The 20,004-nt window shown below is 70.0% G+C and carries 17 protein-coding genes; 13 read left to right on the forward strand and 4 right to left on the reverse strand.

Annotation, left to right across the window (positions count from 1 at the left end):
* Positions 1-39: 39 nt before the first annotated feature.
* The 7 genes from ACZ601_RS11815 (at position 40) to ACZ601_RS11845 (ending at position 6,106) form a co-directional block, all read left to right on the forward strand.
* A complete protein-coding gene (locus ACZ601_RS11815; RefSeq protein WP_469536063.1) occupies positions 40-834 on the forward strand; it encodes a cell division protein FtsQ/DivIB in 795 nt (264 codons plus the stop codon).
* Between the two features lie 276 nt (positions 835-1,110).
* Positions 1,111-2,325 (forward strand): cell division protein FtsZ, encoded by a 1,215-nt coding sequence (gene ftsZ / locus ACZ601_RS11820; protein WP_311306201.1) that lies wholly within the window; start codon positions 1,111-1,113, stop codon positions 2,323-2,325.
* 17 nt (positions 2,326-2,342) lie between these two features.
* Positions 2,343-3,083, forward strand: a complete 741-nt coding sequence (gene pgeF, locus ACZ601_RS11825; protein ID WP_469536066.1) for a peptidoglycan editing factor PgeF — start codon at positions 2,343-2,345, stop codon at positions 3,081-3,083.
* A 3-nt stretch (positions 3,084-3,086) separates the two neighbouring features.
* Positions 3,087-3,815, forward strand: coding sequence for a YggS family pyridoxal phosphate-dependent enzyme (locus tag ACZ601_RS11830; protein ID WP_469536069.1), 729 nt, complete (start codon positions 3,087-3,089; stop codon positions 3,813-3,815).
* A gap of 125 nt (positions 3,816-3,940) precedes the next feature.
* Complete coding sequence (locus ACZ601_RS11835) at positions 3,941-4,552, forward strand: cell division protein SepF (RefSeq protein ID WP_073735522.1); 612 nt, start codon at positions 3,941-3,943, stop codon at positions 4,550-4,552.
* A 71-nt stretch (positions 4,553-4,623) separates the two neighbouring features.
* A complete protein-coding gene (locus ACZ601_RS11840; protein ID WP_073735521.1) occupies positions 4,624-4,908 on the forward strand; it encodes a YggT family protein in 285 nt (94 codons plus the stop codon).
* A 49-nt stretch (positions 4,909-4,957) separates the two neighbouring features.
* On the forward strand, positions 4,958-6,106 hold the full coding sequence (locus tag ACZ601_RS11845; RefSeq protein WP_469536072.1) for a DivIVA domain-containing protein: 1,149 nt from the start codon (positions 4,958-4,960) through the stop codon (positions 6,104-6,106).
* 249 nt (positions 6,107-6,355) lie between these two features.
* Here the strand turns inward: ACZ601_RS11845 and ileS are convergent, their stop codons facing one another.
* Positions 6,356-9,505: an isoleucine--tRNA ligase gene (ileS, locus tag ACZ601_RS11850; protein WP_469536075.1), complete on the reverse strand. Its 3,150-nt coding sequence runs from the start codon at positions 9,503-9,505 to the stop codon at positions 6,356-6,358.
* 575 nt (positions 9,506-10,080) lie between these two features.
* On the opposite strand from ileS, the gene ACZ601_RS11855 reads away from it, so the two are divergent.
* Genes ACZ601_RS11855 through ACZ601_RS11870 form a run of 4 tightly spaced genes read left to right on the forward strand, consistent with a single transcriptional unit; the run spans position 10,081 to position 13,000 of the window.
* A complete protein-coding gene (locus tag ACZ601_RS11855; protein WP_469536077.1) occupies positions 10,081-10,851 on the forward strand; it encodes a TraR/DksA family transcriptional regulator in 771 nt (256 codons plus the stop codon).
* 57 nt (positions 10,852-10,908) lie between these two features.
* Positions 10,909-11,568 carry a signal peptidase II gene (lspA, locus tag ACZ601_RS11860; protein ID WP_469536080.1) on the forward strand — a complete coding sequence of 220 codons (660 nt, stop codon included), beginning with the start codon at positions 10,909-10,911 and terminating at the stop codon, positions 11,566-11,568.
* Positions 11,569-11,591: 23 nt separating this feature from the next.
* On the forward strand, positions 11,592-12,533 hold the full coding sequence (locus ACZ601_RS11865) for an RluA family pseudouridine synthase (RefSeq protein ID WP_073735516.1): 942 nt from the start codon (positions 11,592-11,594) through the stop codon (positions 12,531-12,533).
* Entirely contained in the window at positions 12,530-13,000 is a 471-nt protein-coding gene (locus ACZ601_RS11870; RefSeq protein ID WP_469536083.1) for a GNAT family N-acetyltransferase, read from the forward strand. The genes ACZ601_RS11865 and ACZ601_RS11870 overlap by 4 nt, the downstream gene beginning before the upstream one ends.
* A gap of 35 nt (positions 13,001-13,035) precedes the next feature.
* On the opposite strand, the gene ACZ601_RS11875 is transcribed toward ACZ601_RS11870, so the two are convergent.
* Positions 13,036-15,381, reverse strand: a complete 2,346-nt coding sequence (locus ACZ601_RS11875; RefSeq protein WP_469536086.1) for a glycosyl hydrolase family 95 catalytic domain-containing protein — start codon at positions 15,379-15,381, stop codon at positions 13,036-13,038.
* A 239-nt stretch (positions 15,382-15,620) separates the two neighbouring features.
* Between ACZ601_RS11875 and ACZ601_RS11880 the strand changes: the two genes are divergently transcribed.
* Positions 15,621-17,207: a Na+/H+ antiporter gene (locus ACZ601_RS11880; RefSeq protein WP_469536088.1), complete on the forward strand. Its 1,587-nt coding sequence runs from the start codon at positions 15,621-15,623 to the stop codon at positions 17,205-17,207.
* 110 nt (positions 17,208-17,317) lie between these two features.
* Here ACZ601_RS11880 and ACZ601_RS11885 read toward each other — a convergent pair whose 3' ends face one another.
* Complete coding sequence (locus ACZ601_RS11885) at positions 17,318-18,442, reverse strand: mechanosensitive ion channel family protein (protein WP_469536492.1); 1,125 nt, start codon at positions 18,440-18,442, stop codon at positions 17,318-17,320.
* A gap of 37 nt (positions 18,443-18,479) precedes the next feature.
* Here ACZ601_RS11885 and ACZ601_RS11890 point away from each other — a divergent pair, with 37 nt between their 5' ends.
* Complete coding sequence (locus ACZ601_RS11890; protein ID WP_024492661.1) at positions 18,480-19,058, forward strand: dienelactone hydrolase family protein; 579 nt, start codon at positions 18,480-18,482, stop codon at positions 19,056-19,058.
* A 94-nt stretch (positions 19,059-19,152) separates the two neighbouring features.
* Here ACZ601_RS11890 and ACZ601_RS11895 read toward each other — a convergent pair whose 3' ends face one another.
* The gene (locus tag ACZ601_RS11895; protein WP_440575574.1) at positions 19,153-19,968 is read right to left on the reverse strand and encodes a DsbA family protein; all 816 of its coding nucleotides are present in this window, start codon (positions 19,966-19,968) and stop codon (positions 19,153-19,155) included.
* Between the last annotated feature and the right edge of the window lie 36 nt (positions 19,969-20,004).

Here is a 20,004-nt window from a genome sequence, read left to right on the forward strand (position 1 = left end):
CCGGGGGCGGCGCCCCCGGACCCGGCATAAGGAGCGAGCGTGGCCGGACCGACGACCGCCCAGCGCGGTGCAGGGCAGCAGGAGGACACCCAGGACCGGCCGCCGCGCCCGGGGACCGAAGGGCGCCGGATGTCCCGGCGGACCCTGCTGATCGTGATCGCCGCGGCCGTACTGCTGCTCGGCTCCGGCGCCGTCTGGGCGCTCTACGGCTCGTCCTGGCTCCGGACCGAACAGGTCCGGATCACCGGCGTCGACGTGCTGTCACCGGCAGAGGTCGAGTCTGCCGCGGCGGTGCCGATGGGGTCTCCGCTCGTTTCCGTGGACACGGGCGTCATCGCGGACAGATTGCGCCAGAAGTTGCCTCGTATCGACTCGGTGGATGTCGTACGGTCATGGCCGCACGGCATCGGACTTAAGGTGACCGAACGAAAGCCGGTCCTGTTGGTGAAAAAGGGCGCAAAGTTCATCGAAGTGGACGCCAAAGGCGTGCGCTTCGCCACGGTGGACAAGGCGCCCGGGCGCGTACCCCTGCTGGAACTGACCCCTGGTCAGTCAGCGAGCCTGCGCCGTTTCGGCAGTGACCGGCTGGTGCGGGAGGCGGTCCGGGTCGCGGGCGACCTTCCGGGCGGCATTGCCGGGGACACCGAGGTCGTGCGGGTCACCTCGTACGATTCGATCTCCCTGGAGCTCACTCGGGACCGTGAGGTGATCTGGGGGAGTGGTGAAGAAGGTGCTGTGAAGGCGAAAGTCCTCACCGCGCTCATGAAAGCCGCTCCCAAAGCAGGACACTTCGACGTGAGTGCACCCACCGCTCCTGCGGTGTCGGGCAGTTGACGCACATTCGGCCTGGCCAGCACCCTGGTTGGTCAGCGCTACGGGTGATCACATAGGGTGAAAAGAAAAACGGGAGGTTCGGCGTGTTCGTTGAACGTGCGCCACTTGTCGACTTAGTGTCCTGTTCGGAAGAGTCCATGAAGCAGACACACTGGTAACCCTAAACTTCAACGTTAGGGTTTGGGTCGGCGTTCGGACCGTCCCAATCGGCATCCGTCGTCGCGGCGGGACTACCGCCAAGCGACGACACGTAACTCGAGGCGAGAGGCCTTCGACGTGGCAGCACCGCAGAACTACCTCGCAGTCATCAAGGTCATCGGTGTCGGCGGCGGTGGTGTCAATGCCATCAACCGAATGATCGAGGTCGGTCTCAAGGGCGTCGAGTTCATCGCGATCAACACTGATGCGCAAGCCCTGTTGATGAGCGACGCCGACGTCAAGCTCGACGTCGGCCGTGAACTCACCCGTGGCCTCGGCGCCGGGGCGAACCCGGCCGTCGGTCGCAAGGCGGCAGAGGACCACCGTGAAGAGATCGAGGAGGTCCTCAAGGGGGCCGACATGGTCTTTGTCACCGCAGGCGAAGGTGGCGGCACCGGAACCGGTGGCGCACCCGTCGTCGCCAATATCGCGCGCTCGCTCGGCGCCCTGACGATCGGTGTGGTCACCCGCCCGTTCACCTTCGAGGGCCGGCGTCGCGCGAACCAGGCGGAGGACGGCATCGCCGAACTCCGCGAAGAGGTCGACACCCTCATCGTCATTCCCAACGACCGACTGCTGTCCATCTCGGACCGCCAGGTCAGCGTGCTCGACGCGTTCAAGTCGGCCGACCAGGTGCTGCTCTCGGGTGTCCAGGGCATCACCGACCTCATCACCACCCCGGGTCTGATCAACCTCGACTTCGCCGACGTCAAGTCGGTCATGTCCGAGGCCGGATCGGCGCTCATGGGCATCGGCTCCGCGCGCGGCGACGACCGTGCGGTGGCGGCGGCCGAGATGGCGATCTCCTCGCCGCTCCTGGAGGCGTCCATCGACGGCGCCCGGGGTGTCCTGCTCTCCATCTCCGGCGGCAGCGACCTCGGTCTCTTCGAGATCAACGAGGCCGCCCAGCTGGTGAGCGAGGCGGCGCACCCGGAGGCGAACATCATCTTCGGTGCGGTCATCGACGACGCACTGGGCGACGAGGTGCGGGTCACCGTGATCGCCGCGGGCTTCGACGGCGGACAGCCGCCGGCCCGTCGCGAGAACGTCCTGGGCGCGAACTCCACCAAGCGTGAGGAGTCCGCCCCGCCGGTCCGGGCCGCGGAGCCCGTGCGCCAGTCGAGCGGACTGGGCTCCGTGCCCCCGCGCGAGGAGACCCCGGTCCAGGCCGAGCCGGTTCCGGTGGCCAACGAGAGCCACCTCCCGCCGGTCGCTCCGCCGCACGTCCCGCCGGCCCGTCCCTACCAGGACTCCCAGGCCGAAGAGCTGGACGTTCCGGATTTCTTGAAGTGATAGGTCCGCACCACACCGTGAGCTCCACGGATTCCGGTTCTCCGGGCGGCGGCGCCCACTTCTCCTTCACCGACAGGTGGGGAGGGGTGAGCGCCGCTCCGTATGCGGAGCTCAATCTCGGCGGCGCGGTCGGTGACGACCCCGCCGCCGTTCTCGCCAACCGGGAGCGCGCCGCCCGCGTTCGCGGGTTCGACCCGGCGCGGGTCGTCTGGATGAACCAGGTCCACGGCCGGGACGTCGCCGTGGTCGACGGGCCGTGGGGCGATGCCCCCGAGATTCCCGCCGTGGACGCGGTGGTGACCGCGCGGCGGGGACTCCCGCTCGCCGTCCTCACCGCGGACTGCACCCCCGTACTCCTCGCGGATCCGGTCGCCGGGATCGTCGCGGCGGCACACGCGGGCCGCCCGGGTCTCGTCGCCGGAGTGGTACCCGCCGCCGTCGGGGCCATGGTCCGGCTCGGCGCGGCCCCGTCCCGGATCATCGCCCGCACCGGGCCGGCCGTCTGCGGACGGTGCTACGAGGTCCCGGCCGCGATGCGGGACGAGGTCGCGAAGAGCGTCCCCGCCTCCTGGTCCGAGACCAGCTGGGGAACACCCGCCGTGGATGTCGCCGCTGGGGTCCATGCCCAGCTCGACGCCCTCGGAATCACCGACCGGCACATGTCGCCCGTTTGCACTCTCGAATCGGGTGACCATTTCTCGTACCGACGCGACCGCACCACCGGGCGGCTCGCCGGATATGTCTGGCTGGACGGATAGGGCATGACGGACCGTAAGGATCAACTCGCAGCGAATCTCGCACAGGTGGAGGAACGCATCGCATCCGCCTGCGCCGCCGCCGGCCGCAAGCGGGAGGAGGTGACCCTCATCGTGGTCACCAAGACCTACCCGGCGACGGATGTGCGGATCCTGCACGAACTCGGCGTGCGCCAGGTCGCGGAGAACCGCGACCAGGACGCGGCGCCCAAGGCCGCCGCATGTGCGGATCTGTCCCTCACATGGCATTTTGTCGGTCAATTGCAGACGAACAAGGTTCGTTCTGTGGTGAGTTATGCCGATACCGTGCAGTCGGTGGATCGCACCAAGCTGGTGACGGCGCTCTCCGCGGCGGTCGGTCGCGACGAGCGCGACGGGCGTGAACTCGGGTGTCTCATCCAGGTCGCGCTCGACGCGGAGAGCGGTGAGCGGGGTGAGCGGGGCGGCGTCGCCCCGGACGGGGTCGAGGAGTTGGCCGCCGCGGTCGAATCCGCCCCGGGGCTGCGGCTGGCCGGTCTGATGACCGTGGCGCCGCTCGCCGGACCGTTCGCCGGAAGGCAACGGGCCGCGTTCGACCGGCTGATGGAAATCTCATCCCGGCTGCGCGGGAACCATCCGGCTGCGAACATGGTCTCTGCGGGAATGAGTGCGGACCTTGAGGACGCGGTTGCGGCCGGTGCGACACATGTGCGCGTCGGTACTGCGGTACTCGGAGTCCGACCCGGGCTCGGGTAACGTCGCCAAGCAAGTCGGACCACAGCAGAAAATATGGTCATTACCGCTCACGGCGGACAGACCACAGTGGATCGCGGGCACTTGGTGACAGATGCCGATCCACCACAGAGCGGAGGACTCAGAGCATGGCCGGCGCGATGCGCAAGATGGCGGTCTACCTCGGCCTCGTGGAGGACGATGGGTACGACGGTCCGGGGTTCGACCCCGACGACGAATTCGAACCCGAGCCGGAGCCCGAGCGGGACCGGCGCCGGCACCAGCCCGCGCATCAGGTGGAGCGGGAACGGGACGAACCGGTACGAGCGGTGCAACCTCCGGCGCAGCGGGAGCCGGTTCAGATCCCGGCCGAGCGAGAGCGACCCGCCCGGATCGCCCCCGTGGCATCCATCACACCTGAACGCTCGAACTTGGAGAAGAACGCACCGGTGATCATGCCCAAGGTTGTGTCCGAGCGGGAGCCCTACCGCATCACCACGCTGCACCCCAGGACCTACAACGAGGCCCGTACCATCGGGGAACACTTCCGTGAGGGCACTCCGGTGATCATGAATCTCACGGAGATGGACGACACGGACGCGAAGCGACTTGTCGACTTTGCCGCGGGACTCGTCTTCGGTCTTCATGGCAGCATTGAGCGCGTGACGCAGAAGGTCTTTCTGTTGTCGCCTGCTAACGTCGATGTCACGGCGGAGGACAAGGCCCGCATCGCAGAGGGCGGATTCTTCAACCAGAGCTGAGAACACGACACCGGGAACAACCCGGCCGAGAGGCCGGAGCTACGAGAGCCAGGGGAGAGGGAAGCGCGAGGATGGGCGTCGCTCAAAGTGTTGTCTACATCGCGTTGATGTGTTTCCTCATCGTGCTGATCTTCCGGCTGGTCATGGACTACGTCTTCCAGTTCGCACGTTCATGGCAGCCGGGCAAGCCGATGGTGGTCGTCCTTGAGGCCACTTACACGGTCACCGATCCACCGCTCAAGCTCCTGCGGCGGTTCATTCCGCCGCTGCGTCTCGGGGGCGTGGCACTCGACCTGTCCTTCTTCGTTCTGATGATCATCGTTTCCATCCTGATCAGCGTCGTGATCAGGTTGTGAGCGATACGGTCTTGCCGACTGCCGACGACTACGTAGAGGTGAAGAAGAGATGCCGCTGACCCCCGAGGACGTGCGGAACAAGCAGTTCACGACGGTCCGCCTCCGAGAAGGCTATGACGAGGACGAGGTTGACGCCTTCCTCGACGAGGTCGAATCGGAGCTGACCCGCCTGCTCCGTGAGAACGAGGACCTGCGCGCCAAGCTGGCCGCCGCCACGCGTGCCGCCGCGCAGAACCAGCAGCAGCAAGGCATGCGCAAGCCGGAGCAGCAGGAACGGCCCGGTGCACCGGTGCCCGCCGCCATATCTGGTCCGCCGGTCCAGCAGCAGCAGCCCCCGCAGATGGGTCCCCCCCAGCTGCCCGGTGGCGCTCCGCAGCTGCCCGCCGGTCCCAGCGGCCACGGACCCCAGGGTCCGCACGGCCCCGGTCCGCAGGGCCCGCACGGCCCCGGCCCGATGCAGGGCGGTCCCATGGGTGGCCCGATGGGCGGCCCCATGGGTGGTCACAACCCCCAGCAGCAGCAGATGCAGCAGATGCAGCAGCAGCAGCCGCCGCAGATGCAGCAGCAGGGCCCCGGCGGCGACAGTGCCGCCCGTGTCCTCTCCCTGGCGCAGCAGACCGCCGACCAGGCGATCGCGGAGGCCCGTTCCGAGGCCAACAAGATCGTCGGCGAGGCGCGCAGCCGCGCCGAGGGCCTGGAGCGCGACGCCCGTGCCAAGGCGGACGCCCTGGAGCGGGACGCGCAGGAGAAGCACCGCGTGGCGATGGGCTCCCTGGAGTCGGCCCGCGCGACCCTTGAGCGCAAGGTCGAGGACCTGCGTGGCTTCGAGCGCGAGTACCGGACGCGTCTGAAGTCCTACCTGGAGAGCCAGCTGCGTCAGCTGGAGACCCAGGCGGACGACTCGCTGGCTCCGCCGCGGACCCCGGCGACCGCTTCGCTGCCGCCGTCGCCCTCGCTGGCTCCGGCCGGTGCGGGTGCCATGGGCCACAACACCATGGGCGGCAGCCACGGCGGTCACGGCGGCCCGCAGATGGGCGGCAGCCCGTCCATGGGCAGCGCGCCCTCCTACGGTGGCCAGCAGCAGATGTCGCCGGCGATGACCCAGCCGATGGCACCGGTGCGGCCGCAGGCGCCGCAGCCGATGCAGCAGGCGCCTTCGCCGATGCGTGGGTTCCTGATCGACGAGGACGACAACTGAGCGGCTCGCGCTCGCTGAGCGCGTAGCCGTCGGCAGGCTGAGGGCCGGGCCCCGGGGTTTTCCCCGGGGCCCGGCCCTTTTGCGTGGCCGCTGCGCGGGGCTTGTTCCCCACCCCGCCCCTTCCCGAACCGGGGCTCCGCCCCGGACCCCGCGCCTCAAACGCCGGCGAGGCTGGAAGTGGCGGAGCCCCCGTGGGGGGACAGCGAAGGGCCCGGCCGGAGCGTGTCCGGCCGGGCCCCAGGGTGCGGGTTACGCCTGCGTCTTGCGGAGGCGGAACGTGAGGGACAGGCCCTCGTCCTCGAACGGCTCGCCGTACGCCGCGTCCGCCTCGCCCTCGGCGTAGTCCAGGGCCAGCACCTCGTCCGCGATCAGGGACGCGTGCTCGGCCAGCGCCTCGGCCGTCGCGGGCGACGTGGACGTCCAGCGGACGGCGATACGGTCCGCCACGTCCAGGCCGCTGTTCTTGCGGGCCTCCTGGATGAGGCGGATCGCGTCACGGGCCAGGCCCGCACGCCGCAGCTCCGGGGTGATCTCCAGGTCGAGGGCGACCGTGGCGCCCGAGTCGGAGGCGACCGACCAGCCCTCGCGCGGGGTCTCGGTGATGATGACCTCGTCCGGGGCCAGCGACACCGTCTCGCCGTCGACCTCGACCGAGGCCGTGCCCTCGCGCAGGGCCAGCGACAGTGCGGCGGCGTCGGCGTTCGCGACGGCCTTGGCCACCGCCTGGACGCCCTTGCCGAACCGCTTGCCCAGCGCCCGGAAGTTGGCCTTCGCCGTCGTGTCGACCAGCGAACCCCCTCCTGCGGACAGGGAGGCCACGGAGGAGACGTTCAACTCCTCGGTGATCTGCGCCTGCAACGCGGGGGAGAGGCTCTCGAAGCCCGAGGCCGCGACCAGCGCCCGGGACAGCGGCTGGCGGGTCTTGACGCCCGACTCGGCACGCGTCGCCCGGCCCAGCTCGACCAGCCGGCGCACCAGCGCCATCTGGGTCGAGAGTGTGGGGTCGATCGCCGTCGGCTCCGCCTTCGGCCAGTCGGAGAGGTGGACCGACTCCGGGGCGTCCGGGGTGACCGGCACGATCAGGTCCTGCCAGACCCGCTCGGTGATGAACGGGGTCAGCGGGGCCATCAGCCGGGTCACCGTCTCGATGACCTCGTGCAGGGTGCGCAGCGCCGACTTGTCGCCCTGCCAGAAGCGGCGGCGGGAGCGGCGTACGTACCAGTTGGACAGGTCGTCGACGAACCCCGAGAGCAGCTTTCCGGCCCGCTGGGTGTCGTAGCCCTCCAGCGCCTGGGTGACCTGGTCCACCAAGGCGTTCAGCTCGCTCAGCAGCCAGCGGTCCAGGACCGTGCGGTCGGCCGGTGCCGGATCGGCCTCGGACGGCGCCCAGTTCGACGTACGGGCGTACAGCGCCTGGAAGGCGACCGTGTTCCAGTACGTCAGGAGCGTCTTGCGGACGACTTCCTGGATCGTGCCGTGGCCGACGCGCCGGGCCGCCCACGGGGAGCCGCCGGCCGCCATGAACCAGCGCACGGCGTCGGCGCCGTGCTGGTCCATCAGCGGGACCGGTTCGAGGGTGTTGCCCAGGTGCTTGGACATCTTGCGGCCGTCCTCTGCGAGGATGTGGCCCAGGCAGACCACGTTCTCGTAGGACGACTTGTCGAAGACCAGGGTGCCGATCGCCATCAGCGTGTAGAACCAGCCGCGCGTCTGGTCGATGGCCTCCGAGATGAACTGCGCCGGGTAGCGGCTCTCGAAGATCTCCTTGTTCTTGTGCGGGTAGCCCCACTGCGCGAACGGCATCGAGCCCGAGTCGTACCAGGCGTCGATGACCTCGGGGACGCGGTACGTCTCCAGCTGGCAGCTCTCGTGCGAGCAGGTGAAGGTGATCTCGTCGATGAACGGCCGGTGCGGGTCGAGCCCGGAGAGGTCGGTGCCGGTCAGCTCGCTCAGCTCGGCGCGCGAGCCGATGACGGTGAGGTGCTCGTCCTCGCAGCGCCAGATCGGCAGCGGGGTGCCCCAGTAGCGGTTGCGGGACAGCGCCCAGTCGATGTTGTTGTTCAGCCAGTCGCCGTAGCGGCCGTTCTTGACCGACTCGGGGAACCAGTTCGTCTTCTGGTTCTCCTCCAGGAGGCGGTCCTTGACGGCCGTCGTGCGGATGTACCAGGACGGCTGCGCGTAGTACAGCAGCGCGGTGTGGCAGCGCCAGCAGTGCGGGTAGCTGTGCTCGTACGGGACGTGCCGGAAGAGCAGGCCTCGGTCCGCGAGGTCCTCGGTGAGCGCCTCGTCGGCCTTCTTGAAGAAGACGCCGCCGACCAGCGGCACGTCCTCCTCGAAGGTGCCGTCGGGGCGCACCGGGTTGACCACCGGCAGGCCGTACGCCTTGCAGACCAGGAGGTCCTCCGCGCCGAAGGCGGGGGACTGGTGGACCAGACCCGTACCGTCCTCCGTCGTCACGTACTCGGCGTTGACGACGTAGTGCGCCTCCGCGGGGAAGTCGATCAGGGCGAACGGGCGCTCGTACGTCCAGCGCTCCATCTCGCGGCCGGTGAACGACTGCCCGGTGAGCTCCCAGCCCTCACCCAGCGCCTTCTCGACGAGCGGGCGGGCGACGACGAGCTTCTCCTCGCCGTTCGTCGCGACGACGTACTCGACCTCGGGGTGCGCGGCGACGGCCGTGTTGGAGACCAGGGTCCAGGGGGTCGTCGTCCAGACCAGCAGGGCCGCCTCGCCGGCCAGCGGGCCGGAGGTGAGCGGGAAGCGGACGAAGACCGAGGGGTCGACGACCGTCTCGTAGCCCTGGGCCAGCTCGTGGTCGGAGAGGCCGGTGCCGCAGCGCGGGCACCAAGGGGCGACGCGGTGGTCCTGGACCAGCAGGTCCTTGTTGAAGATCTCCTTCAGCGACCACCAGACCGACTCGACGTACTCGGGGTCCATCGTGCGGTAGGCGTCGTCGAGGTCGACCCAGTAGCCCATCCGGGTCGTGAGCTCGGTGAAGGCGTCGGTGTGCCGGGTGACGGACTCACGGCACTTGGCGTTGAACTCGGCGATGCCGTACGCCTCGATGTCCTTCTTGCCGTTGAAGCCCAGCTCCTTCTCGACCGCGAGCTCGACCGGCAGGCCGTGGCAGTCCCAGCCGGCCTTGCGGCCGACGTGGTAGCCCTGCATGGTGCGGAAGCGCGGGAAGACGTCCTTGAAGACGCGGGCCTCGATGTGGTGGGCGCCGGGCATGCCGTTGGCGGTCGGCGGGCCCTCGTAGAAGACCCACTCCGGGCGGCCCTCCGACTGGTCGAGGCTCTTGGTGAAGACCTTGTTCTCGCGCCAGAAGTCGAGCACGGCGTGCTCCAGCGCGGGCAGGTCTACCTGGGCGGGTACCTGGCGGTACTGCGGCGATGTCATGTGCGGGCTTCCTCCGGCGGACGTTTTCCACTTCCGTCGGAGGGACGAGAACCGGTCGGGTCCCCGCGGTACCACCCTCCTTGGCCCCGGACGGCTGCCCGTGGCCCCCTCATTAGGGGTGCGAAGCCGGTTCTACTCACTCTGTCCACGTGGGCACGGCCCGCGGTCCAGAGCTTTCCTCCGACGGCTCCGGGTGATCTTCACGACGCGCTCGCCCCCGGGCTTCCACCGTCCCCGGGTCGCTCCTGGCTGCGTACGACGCTACTCGTCCCATCCACGCCTCTCGCTGCGGCCAGTGTACGGGGCCCGGAGTGCGGGGGCCGACCGGTTTAGCGGCGGGCCCCGGCGTGACCCGAATGGCCAGACCCGGCGTCCGGAGTACCGGCGCCGTCCGGCGAGGGGGGCGAGGGCGGATTACCCGGCGTAGAGCTGGGCACAACGGACTCAGGCGGGCTGTGATCCGGACGCGGGGAGGGGCGAACCGGCGGCGTGCCCCGTTGCCGCGGGGCTGGGGTCGACTTATCGTCCCAGCACGACTCGCGAGCAAGATCACAATGTGTGAAGGGGCCGCGGCCATGGTGGCGAAGAAGACCGCCGCGAAGAAGACGGCGTCAGCGGAATCCACGGGCGCGGCGGCCGGGGAGAAGGCGACGAAGAAGGCCGCAGAGAAGGCGGCGCCCGGGAAATCGGCGACCAAGAAGGCGGCGCCCAGGAAGACGGCGACCAAGAAGGCGGCGGCGAAGAAGGCCGCTCCGAAGAAGGCCGCGGCCGCGAGGACCGCGGCCGAGAAGGCTTCGAAGAAGGCCGCCGCTGCGGCCACGGGGGCGGCCGAGGCCGCCGAGCAGACGGGAGCCCACACGGTGGTAGCCAAGAAGAGCGCGGCCAGGACCCGGACCGCCGGCCGGAGCGCGGCGCCCGTGCCGCCGGCCCGCGCCGCCGCGACCACGCCGGGGGAGCTGGCCGTACGGCCGGGCGAGGACCCCTGGACGCCGGAGGAGGTCTCAGCCGCCCGGTCCGAGCTGACCGGCGAGATCGCCCGGCTCCGCAGCGAGCTGGAGACCTCGGGCGCGGCGCTGGCCGGGCTGATGCGGGACTCCGGCGACGGGGCGGGTGACGACGAGGCGGACACCGGTACCAAGAACATCACCCGCGAGCACGAGATGTCGCTGGCCGCGCACGCCCAGGAGACGCTGGAGCAGACCGAGCGGGCGCTGGCCCGGCTCGACGCCGGGACGTACGGGCTCTGCGAGATCTGCGGCAATCCGATCGGCAAGGCGCGGATGCAGGCGTTCCCCCGGGCCACCCTGTGTGTCGAGGACAAACAGAAGCAGGAGCGACGAGGCTGATCCCCGCCACCGTGTCGTACCCTCGTCCTCAGTCGGGAACTAGGTTGAGGGACTCACGTGGCAGAGGCGGAGAGCATCATCGGTACGCCGGACATCCCTGAGGCCGAGGGGCGCGAAGGAGCCGAGCCGGAGCGGGGCGAGGCGGCCGGGTCCCCGGACGGGCAGTCCGTGGACCCCACCGCCGCGGAGGACGGGGACGGCGAGGCGGTGGTCGACCGTTCGGCGGCCACCCGGCGGCGCCGGATCATCCTGCTCTTCTGCGTCGCCGTCCTGGCGTACCTGCTCGACCTGGGCAGCAAGATGCTCGTGGTGGCGAAGCTGGAGCACCAGGAGCCGGTCGAGATCTTCGGCAGCTGGCTCAGGCTGGACGCGATCCGCAACGCGGGCGCCGCGTTCGGTATCGGTGAGGCCTTCACGATCATCTTCACGATCATCGCGGCGACCGTCATCGTGGTGATCGCGCGCCTCGCGCGCAAGCTCTACAGCCTGCCGTGGGCCGTCGCGCTCGGGCTGCTGCTCGGCGGTGCGCTGGGCAACCTGACCGACCGCATCTTCCGGGCGCCGGGCACCTTCCAGGGCGCGGTGGTGGACTTCATCGCCCCCGCCCACTTCGCTGTCTTCAACCTGGCGGACTCCGCGATCGTCTGCGGCGGCATCCTGATCGTGATCCTTTCCTTCAGGGGCCTGGACCCCGACGGCACCGTGCACAAGGACTGAGCCATGCAAGGCATACTCGACAGGTGAGTACGCATCCCGAGATCCGAACCCTGCCCGTACCCGATGGCCTGGAAGGCGAGCGGGTCGACGCCGCCATTTCCCGCATGTTCGGTTTCTCCCGCACCAAGGCCGCAGAGCTGGCCGCCGCCGGGAAGGTGCAGGTGGACGGTTCGGTGGCCGGGAAGTCCGAGCGGGTGCACGGCGGTGCCTGGCTGGAAGTGGAGATGCCGCAGGCTCCCGCACCGGTCCAGATCGTCGCGGAGCCCGTCGAGGGCATGGAGATCGTCCATGACGACGACGACATCGTCGTGATCATGAAGCCGGTCGGCGTCGCCGCGCACCCGAGCCCCGGCTGGACCGGCACCACCGTCATCGGCGGTCTCGCCGCGGCCGGGTACCGGATCTCCACCTCAGGCGCCGCCGAGCGCCAGGGCATCGTGCACCGGCTCGACGTCGGCACCTCGGGGCTGATGGTCGTCGCCAAGTCCGAGCGGGCCTACACGCTGCTGAAGGCCCAGTTCCGCGACCGGGTCGTCGAGAAGAAGTACCACGCGCTGGTCCAGGGGCACCCGGACCCGATGAGCGGCACCATCGACGCCCCCATCGGGCGCCACCCCACCCACGACTACAAGTGGGCGGTCGTCGCGGAGGGCAAGCCGTCGGTCACGCACTACGACCTGATCGAGGCGTACCGCGCCGCCAGCCTCCTGGACATCAAGCTGGAGACCGGCCGTACGCACCAGATCCGGGTGCACATGTCCGCCCACCGCCACCCCTGCGTCGGTGACCTGACCTATGGCGCCGACCCGACGATGGCCAAGCGCCTCGGCCTGACCCGGCAGTGGCTGCACGCCGTCCGGCTCGGCTTCGAGCACCCCTCCGACGGCCGCTGGGTGGAGTTCTCCAGCACCTACCCGGACGACCTCCAGCAGGCCCTGGACCGGATCGCGGCGGAGAGCGAATGATCACCTTCACCACGCGCACGGTCACCGGGGAGCAGGACCGCGCCGCCTGCTTCCAGGTCCGCAAGGACGTCTTCGTCGGTGAGCAGAACGTGCCGGAGGAGATCGAGTACGACGCCTACGACGCGGTCGCGGTGCATGTCATCGCCGTGGCGGCGGACGGCACGGCGCTCGGCACCGGGCGGCTGCTGCACGGCCCCGGCACGGAGGCGAAGACCGGCGGTGACCTCACGGTCGGCTCGCTCGGCCGGCTCGCGGTGACCAGCGGGGCGCGCGGCCTCGGGGTCGGCGCGGCGCTGGTGCGGGCCATCGAGGACGCGGGCCGTGAGCTGGGCCTGGCCGCCGTCGACCTGCACGCCCAGACCCACGCGCTCGGCTTCTACGAGCGGCTCGGCTACGTCGCGTACGGCCCCGAGTTCCCGGACGCGGGCATCGCGCACCGGGCGATGCGCCGCAAGCTGAACGACTGAGTCCGTCGGCCACCGGCTGCGGTCACCGGTCACGGTCAGCCCGGCAGGCCCCAGCCCGTCCACGCCCCGTTCGACGGCACGTCGCGCGGGTCCGTCGGGCCCTTGCGTGCGCCCCTCGGGGTGATCAGCGCGGTGGAGCCGCGCGGCAGGGCGACCGTGATCCGGCCCGGCCCGCTCTCCCGCCAGTGCAGCGGGCGGCTGCGGCTGTCCCGTACCTCGACCGGGCCCTTGATCGAGTGGTCCAGGGTGAGCGGGGCGCCCGCCTCGCTGTGCACCCGTACCCAGCGCGTGGCACCGTCCGAGCGGTCGGCGTCCACCAGGAAGGCGCCCTGTGCGCGCAGGGACGCGAACGACGCGTCGGCCCAGCGGTCCGAGACGGACGGGAAGACCTTCACCACGCCCTCGTGTCCCTGCACCACCATGTCGAGCATCGACTGCGCGGCGGACAGCGGGCTCTCCAGGGCCAGGTTCTTGCCCTCCCGGTACATCGTGTTGACGGTCAGCTGACAGTCCGCGACCACCTTCAGATCGGTGAAGAAGGTCAGGAAGTCGAGCGCCTTCTCCGGTTCGTCCATCACCGAGTACATCGAAGAGGCGGTCGCGTAGCTGTAGCCGTGCCACAGCTCCCGCATCGAGACCCAGTGGTCCATGGAGCGCCGCATGACGTCGCGGTCCCCGGCCCGGTCCCAGCTCCGCTCGCGCAGCGGGTACAGCCAGAGCAGGTGTGAGTGGTGGCGGTGCGAATCGGCCAGCGGGACGTCCCTGCCGATCATGACGCCGGCTGCCGGGTCCTCGGCGTACGGGGTGAGGCGGCGCTCGATGTCCTGCCAGCGCGCGAGCCGGGGGTCGTTGTTCCGCAGCAGCTTCGAGGACGCGATGAGGGTGCGCACGCCCCAGCGGATGAGCGAGAGGTCGTAGGTGCAGTCCTCGGCGTTGGCGTACTCGGGGGAGCGGGTCTCCAGCAGGTGCAGCCTGCCGTCCGGGCCCTCGTGCAGGAAGTGCGCGTAGAAGTTGACGGCCTTGGCGAGGACCGGGTGCACGACGTCGCGCAGGACGGACAGGTCCATCGAGTGCCGGTAGGACTGCCAGACGTTGTGCAGCGCCCAGATGAGGTTGCCGAAGTTGTCGGAGACGTGGTCGGAGCCGGGGGCGCCGACGTCGTACGTGTCGCCCGCGCGCAGCTGCCAGTCGGAGGGGTGGCCCAGCGCGTAGCTCTCGCCGTCGCGGTAGGCGGCCGGGACGGAGGCCGGGAGGTTGTGCTCGAAGCGGCGGAAGGTGCTGGTGACCGAGTCGAGTTCGGGGTGGTTGGAACCGTGGACCGGCGCCATGCCGATCTGGACGTTGAGATTCCACCAGACCGCCGTCCAGTTGTTGCCGACCTCGGGGAACCAGGGGCCCCACTCGGAGATCGTCGGTCCCCCGGCCCTGGTCGAGGCGGCGAGCTTGTAGAGCTGGAGGACGTAGAAGCTCTGCAGCCGCTTGTCCGGTACGGAGAGGAAGCCGCGCCGGTAGTAGGCGTGCCACCAGTGGCGGTGACGGTCCACCAGCCGGTCCGGGTCCGTGGCCAGGGTGCGGTCCACGGCCCGCAGCGCGTCCGCCGTCGCCTGTGACACCTGGCCGGGGAAGCGGTACACCAGGTGGGCGGCGAGCAGCCGGCCGGTGCCCTCGCGCCGCTCGCGCCAGGCGGTGGTCCAGCCGCCGCCGGCGAGCAGCGGCTGTTCGACGTAGCCGTCACCGGTCCGGGGGTCCGGGTTGGGCGTGTAGTCCTCCGGCTTACCGCTGTTGCGGGTGGTGGCGGCCCGCAGCCACTGGAAGGACCAGGCCGAGGACTCCTCGCCGGGGCTGGGCCGGGTGGAGACCAGCAGGGCGCTCGTGTCGTTCTGGACGAGGGCGGAGAAGGCCACGGAGCCACGGGTGGTGGTGACGGTTCCGCGCAGCTCGGCGTCGTACGGGTCCAGGGTCCAGTCGACGCCGGTGATCTCCCCGGCCAGGGTCAGGGTGAAGTACCCGATGGGCAGCCGGGAGAAGCCGATGCCGCCGCGCCACTGGCCGCGCTGGTCCTGCACCTGGCTGTGACTGAGCATCAGCTTCAGGGTGTTGGCCGACTCGCCCGCGTAGAGCTGGGCGCCGAGGTAGCCGTTGGCCAGGAACGGGGCCTCCTGCCAGCCGGTGGGAAGGGTGCGCCAGGTCATGGCGGCGTCCCGGGCGGTCTTCTCGTGGACGGTTTCCTCGTGGACGGTCTTCTCGTGGGCGCCGGGGCCCGGCCGGCCGGCGGGCGCGGAGGTGGTCGCGGCCCATCCGGTGGGGGAGCCGGCGAGCCAGAACGCGGAGGTGCCGGCTGCGGCCGTGCCGACGAAATGCCTTCGGGAGAACGCGGTCACGTGGTCTCTCCTGCCAGTCATGTATGTGGTGAGAGTTCTCGTCCCTGAATACGCACGCCGCATACTGCCCTCCCGCGGAGGGCGGCGGAAGAGGGCTGACAGCAGAAACATCGGAGGAATGATCGGTCAGGAGGGCTGTGTGGAGGGGGTGTTGCCGGGATTGTGCGCCTTGCATGGCAGGCTGGAACCCCGTATCGGCCGATCACCGAGGCCGGTTCGCCGCGCTCGGAAGGCACCTCGTGGACCAAATGGCCCTGTTGCTCCTGCTGTTGCTCGGAGCGGTGGTCACTGTGCCGCTGGGGGACAAGCTGGGGCTGCCCGCGCCGGTGCTGATGACGCTCGCGGGCGTCGGGATGGCCTTCCTCAGCTTCGTGCCGAATGTGGATATTCCGCCCGAGATCATCCTTCCCGCGCTGCTTCCGCCGCTGCTCTACGCCTCGGTGCAGCGCACCTCCTGGCGGCAGTTCGCCGCCAATAAACGACCGATCTTTCTGCTGGCCGTGGCGCTCGTCTTCCTGACGACGGCGGCTGTGGCCGCCGTCGCCAACGCGATCGTCCCCGGCCTGCCCATCGCCGCCGCCGTCGCACTCGGCGCGCTCGTCGCACCGCCCGACCCGGTCGCGGCGACCGCTGTCGCCGGTTCGGTCGGGCTGCCCCGCAGGCTCGTCTCCATCCTGGAGGGCGAGGGGCTGTTCAACGACGTGACCGCGATCGTGCTCTACCACGTGGCGATCGCGGCCGCGGTGAGCGGCACCTTCTCGCTCCCGGAGGCGTTCGGACTGCTGATCCTCTCGGCGGTCGTCGCCGTGGCCGTGGGCCTCGTGCTGGGCTGGCTCACCATCAAGCTCATGGGCCTGCTGGGGGACGCGACGCTCCAGGTCGGGCTGACCCTCCTGGTGCCGTTCGTCAGCTATGTGCTCGCCGAGGAGCTGAAGGGCTCCGGCGTCCTCGCCGTACTCACCACGGCGCTCTTCCTCGCCGAGCACACCGCCGACGCCGACGACGTCCTGGGCCGGCTCACCGGCCGCACCTTCTGGGAGATCGTCGACACCCTCGTCACCGGGGTCGCGTTCGGACTGATCGGCCTCGAACTGCACAGCGTGTTCGGGACCGCGGACGGGCGGCTGCTGAAGATGACCGGCTGGGGGCTGGCCGTCGTCGCGGTCGTCGTCGGGGTCCGGCTGCTCTATCTGCTGCCGGCGACCTGGCTGGCCAAGCGGCTGCACACCCGTCGCGACGTCAGCGAGGAGATCCCCACCGGCTGGCGGGAGACCGTCGTCATGTGGTGGGCCGGGATGCGCGGGGTGGCGTCGGTCGCGCTGGCCCTCGCGATCCCGCTGAAGACGGACGACGGAAAGCCGTTCCCGGGCCGCGACGAGATCGTGTTCATCGCCTTCGCCGTGATCATGGTCACCCTGGTCTTCCAGGGCCTGACTCTGCCGTGGCTGGTGCGCAAGCTCCGCGTCAAGGCGGACACGGACGCGGAGGAGGCGCTGGAGAAGGACCTCGCGATCCGGGCCGCCAGGGCAGCCAGGCAGCGTCTCAAGGAGATCCAGGAGGTCGAGGAGTTCCCCGAGGACGTCGTGGAACGGCTCCAGCGCCTCGCCTACGACGTGGGGGCCCGGATCAGCCCCGACATGGTCGACGACGAGCGCCGCGAGGCGTACGCGAAACGCGCCGAGCGGTTCAAGGCCGTCAGCCGCATCCAGCGCGAGATGATGTCGGCCGCCCGCCACGCGGTGCTCGCCGCCCGCAGCGAGGCCGGGGCCGACCCCGAGATCGTCGACCGGGTGCTGCGCCAGCTGGACGTACGCAGCCTGCGTTGACCGCGCCCCGGGCCGCTGACCCGCGCCCCGGGCCGCTGATCCGTTCCCTGGACGGGCCCGCCGCTGGCCCGGACGGGCCCGCCGCTGACCCGCGACCCGGACGGGCCCGGTCAGCCGCGCCCGGTGCGCGGCGCCCTGTCGCGGGCCACCGGCTTCCCGTTCCGGTGGTGGGTCCTGACCGGCCACCCGTCCTCCGGCGGCAGCGCCGCGGGCGCCGTCGCGATGCGCGGCAGGGCGTACGGATGGTGATCGCGCAGCCAGCCGATCAGCTGCTCCCGGACCGCGCAGCGCACCGTCCAGATGTCGTCCGCGTCCTTGGCCGTGACCACCGCGCGCACCACGACGGTCGACGGGGTGGTGTCGGTGACGGCCAGCGACCAGTTCCGGCCGTCCCACGCGGCGCACTCGCCCAGGATGTCCCGCAGCTGCTCACGCATCGCGGCGACCGGCGCCGAGTGGTCCAGGTGGAAGAAGACCGAACCGGTCATCTGGGCCCCGCCGCGCGACCAGTTCTCGAAGGGCTGGCTGGTGAAGTACGAGACCGGCATCGTGATCCGCCGCTCGTCCCAGGTCCGTACCGCGAGGAAGGTCAGCGTGATCTCCTCGATCGTGCCCCACTCCTCGTCCACCACCACGGTGTCCCCGATCCGGACCATGTCGCCGAAGGCGATCTGCAGGCCCGCGAAGAGGTTGCCGAGCGTGGACTGGGCGGCGACACCGGCGACGATGCCGAGCACACCGGCGGAGGCCAGCATCGAGGTGCCGACCGTGCGCATGGCGGGGAACGTCAGCAGCATCGCGGCGACCGCGATCGTCGTCACGACCGCGGTGACCACGCGCTGGATCAGCGTCACCTGCGTCCGGACCCGCCGCACCCGCGCCGGGTCCTGGGTGTTCGCCGCGTAGCGCGCGTACACCGAGTCCACCACCGCGATGGCGATGCGCAGCACCAGCCAGGCCGAGGCGCCGATCATCACCAGCGTCAGTGCCTGGCCGATGCCCTTGCGGTGGTCGGTGATCAGGTCGAGCCCGGTGTGGGCGTAGCCGGCCCGCAGCAGCGCGGTGCACAACGTGAGCTGGAACGGTATGCCGCAGCGCCGCAGCAGACCCCACAGCGGGGTCTCGTGATGGCGCCCGTCGGCCCGCCTGAGCAGCAGGTCCACCAGCCAGCCGACCAGCAGCGCGATCGCTACCGAACCGCCGATGGTGATCAGCGGACGCAGCAGGTTCTCCATCCTGTCGTTCTCCAAGCTTTCGACGGTAAATGGCACCATGGGCCTCATGAACATCATGCTTTTCCACTCGACATACGGTCTGCGCCCCGCGGTGCACGCGGCCGCCGACCGGCTGCGTGCAGCCGGGCACGAGGTGCGCGTTCCCGATATCTTCGCGGGGCACACCTTCGAAACCGTCGAGGAAGGACTGGCCTTCCAGCAGGAGACGGGCAAGGAGGAGCTGCTCAAGCGGGCCGTGCTGGCCGCCGCGCCCTACTCCGACTCCGGGCTGGTCTACGCCGGATTCTCGTTCGGCGCGTCCGTCGCCCAGACGCTGGCCCTCGGGGACGCGAAGGCGCGCGGGCTGCTGATGTTCCACGGTACGTCGGACATCGCCGAGAGCGCCTCGGTGGACGAGCTGCCGGTACAGCTGCATGTCGCGGACCCGGACCCGTACGAGACGCACGACTGGCTGAACTCCTGGTACCTCCAGATGCGGCGGACCGGCGCCGACGTCGAGATCTACCGCTACCCCGGCGCGGGGCACCTGTTCACCGATGCCGAGCTGCCGGACTTCGACCAGGCCTCCGCCGAGCTGGCCTGGAAGGTCGCGATCGGTTTCCTCGCCACGCTGTGACGGCCGCGTTGTGACGGGTACGCCGTGAATACCCCGAAGGGCCCCGCGCGGAACACTGCGCGGGGCCCTTCGGCGGTGCGGATCGCGGGGTGGGTCAGCCCTTCAGCGCCGCGGTGATCGCGGTGTTGAAGTCCGCCACGCTCATCGGCGCGTTCTTGTTGTCCGCGCCGGTCAGCGTCTTGCCGTCCATCTTGAGCGTCGGGGTGCCCTGGACGCCGCTCTTGTCGAAGGTCGCGGACATCTTCATCGCCCAGGTGTCGAACTTGCCGTCCTTGACGCTCTTCTCGAACCCGCTGTTGCCCTTCAGCGCGTCCACCGTGTCGGCGACCTTGAGCAGGTACGAGTCGTCCTTGAACTTGTCCTCGGTCTCCGAGGGGTGGTACTTCGCCGAGTAGAGCGCGTACTTGTAGTCGAGGAAGGCCTCGGGGCTCACATCGAGGGCGGCGCCCAGCGCGCTCAGCGCGTTCTTCGAGCCCTCACCGTTGTCGCTGTTGTCGATGAACGTGGCACCGACGTACTTGATCTTGTACTTGCCGGCGTCGACGTCCTTGTGGACGGTCTCACCGACCGTCTGCTCGAACGTGGCGCAGATCGGGCAGCGGGAGTCCTCGTACAGCTCCAGGGTCTTCTTGGCGGTCGACTTGCCGACGACGACGGTCGTGCCGTCCTTGCCCGAGGTGTTCTTCGGCACGGTGACGTTCTTCGCGTCGGCCACGTCGTCCCAGTGGTCCGGCTTGTTCAGCTGCATCACGCCGTAGCTGACGCCCGCGGCGATCGCGAGGACGGCGACGATCGAGACGCCTACGACGACCTGCCGGCGGGTCTTGTCCTTCTTGGCCTGGCGCTCGCGCTCGGCGCGCAGCCGCTCGCGGGCGGCGGACTTGTTGGCCTGGCTGTTGCGGTTGCTCATGGTCTGTTCTCCGTGGGATGCGTGGTCGTGCGTGGT

It is taken from the genome of Streptomyces sp. NPDC104307, from assembly GCF_055584045.1.

Coding starts and splice junctions, on each gene's coding strand:
- ACZ601_RS11835 (WP_073735522.1), top strand. CDS start 3,941: ATGGCCGGCGCGATGCGCAAGATGGCGGTCTACCTCGGCCTCGTGGAG.
- ACZ601_RS11885 (WP_469536492.1), bottom strand. CDS start 18,442: ATGGAGAACCTGCTGCGTCCGCTGATCACCATCGGCGGTTCGGTAGCG.
- ACZ601_RS11870 (WP_469536083.1), top strand. CDS start 12,530: ATGATCACCTTCACCACGCGCACGGTCACCGGGGAGCAGGACCGCGCC.
- ACZ601_RS11840 (WP_073735521.1), top strand. CDS start 4,624: ATGGGCGTCGCTCAAAGTGTTGTCTACATCGCGTTGATGTGTTTCCTC.
- ACZ601_RS11855 (WP_469536077.1), top strand. CDS start 10,081: ATGGTGGCGAAGAAGACCGCCGCGAAGAAGACGGCGTCAGCGGAATCC.
- ACZ601_RS11895 (WP_440575574.1), bottom strand. CDS start 19,968: ATGAGCAACCGCAACAGCCAGGCCAACAAGTCCGCCGCCCGCGAGCGG.
- ileS (WP_469536075.1), bottom strand. CDS start 9,505: ATGACATCGCCGCAGTACCGCCAGGTACCCGCCCAGGTAGACCTGCCC.
- ACZ601_RS11890 (WP_024492661.1), top strand. CDS start 18,480: ATGGGCCTCATGAACATCATGCTTTTCCACTCGACATACGGTCTGCGC.
- ACZ601_RS11845 (WP_469536072.1), top strand. CDS start 4,958: ATGCCGCTGACCCCCGAGGACGTGCGGAACAAGCAGTTCACGACGGTC.
- ACZ601_RS11830 (WP_469536069.1), top strand. CDS start 3,087: ATGACGGACCGTAAGGATCAACTCGCAGCGAATCTCGCACAGGTGGAG.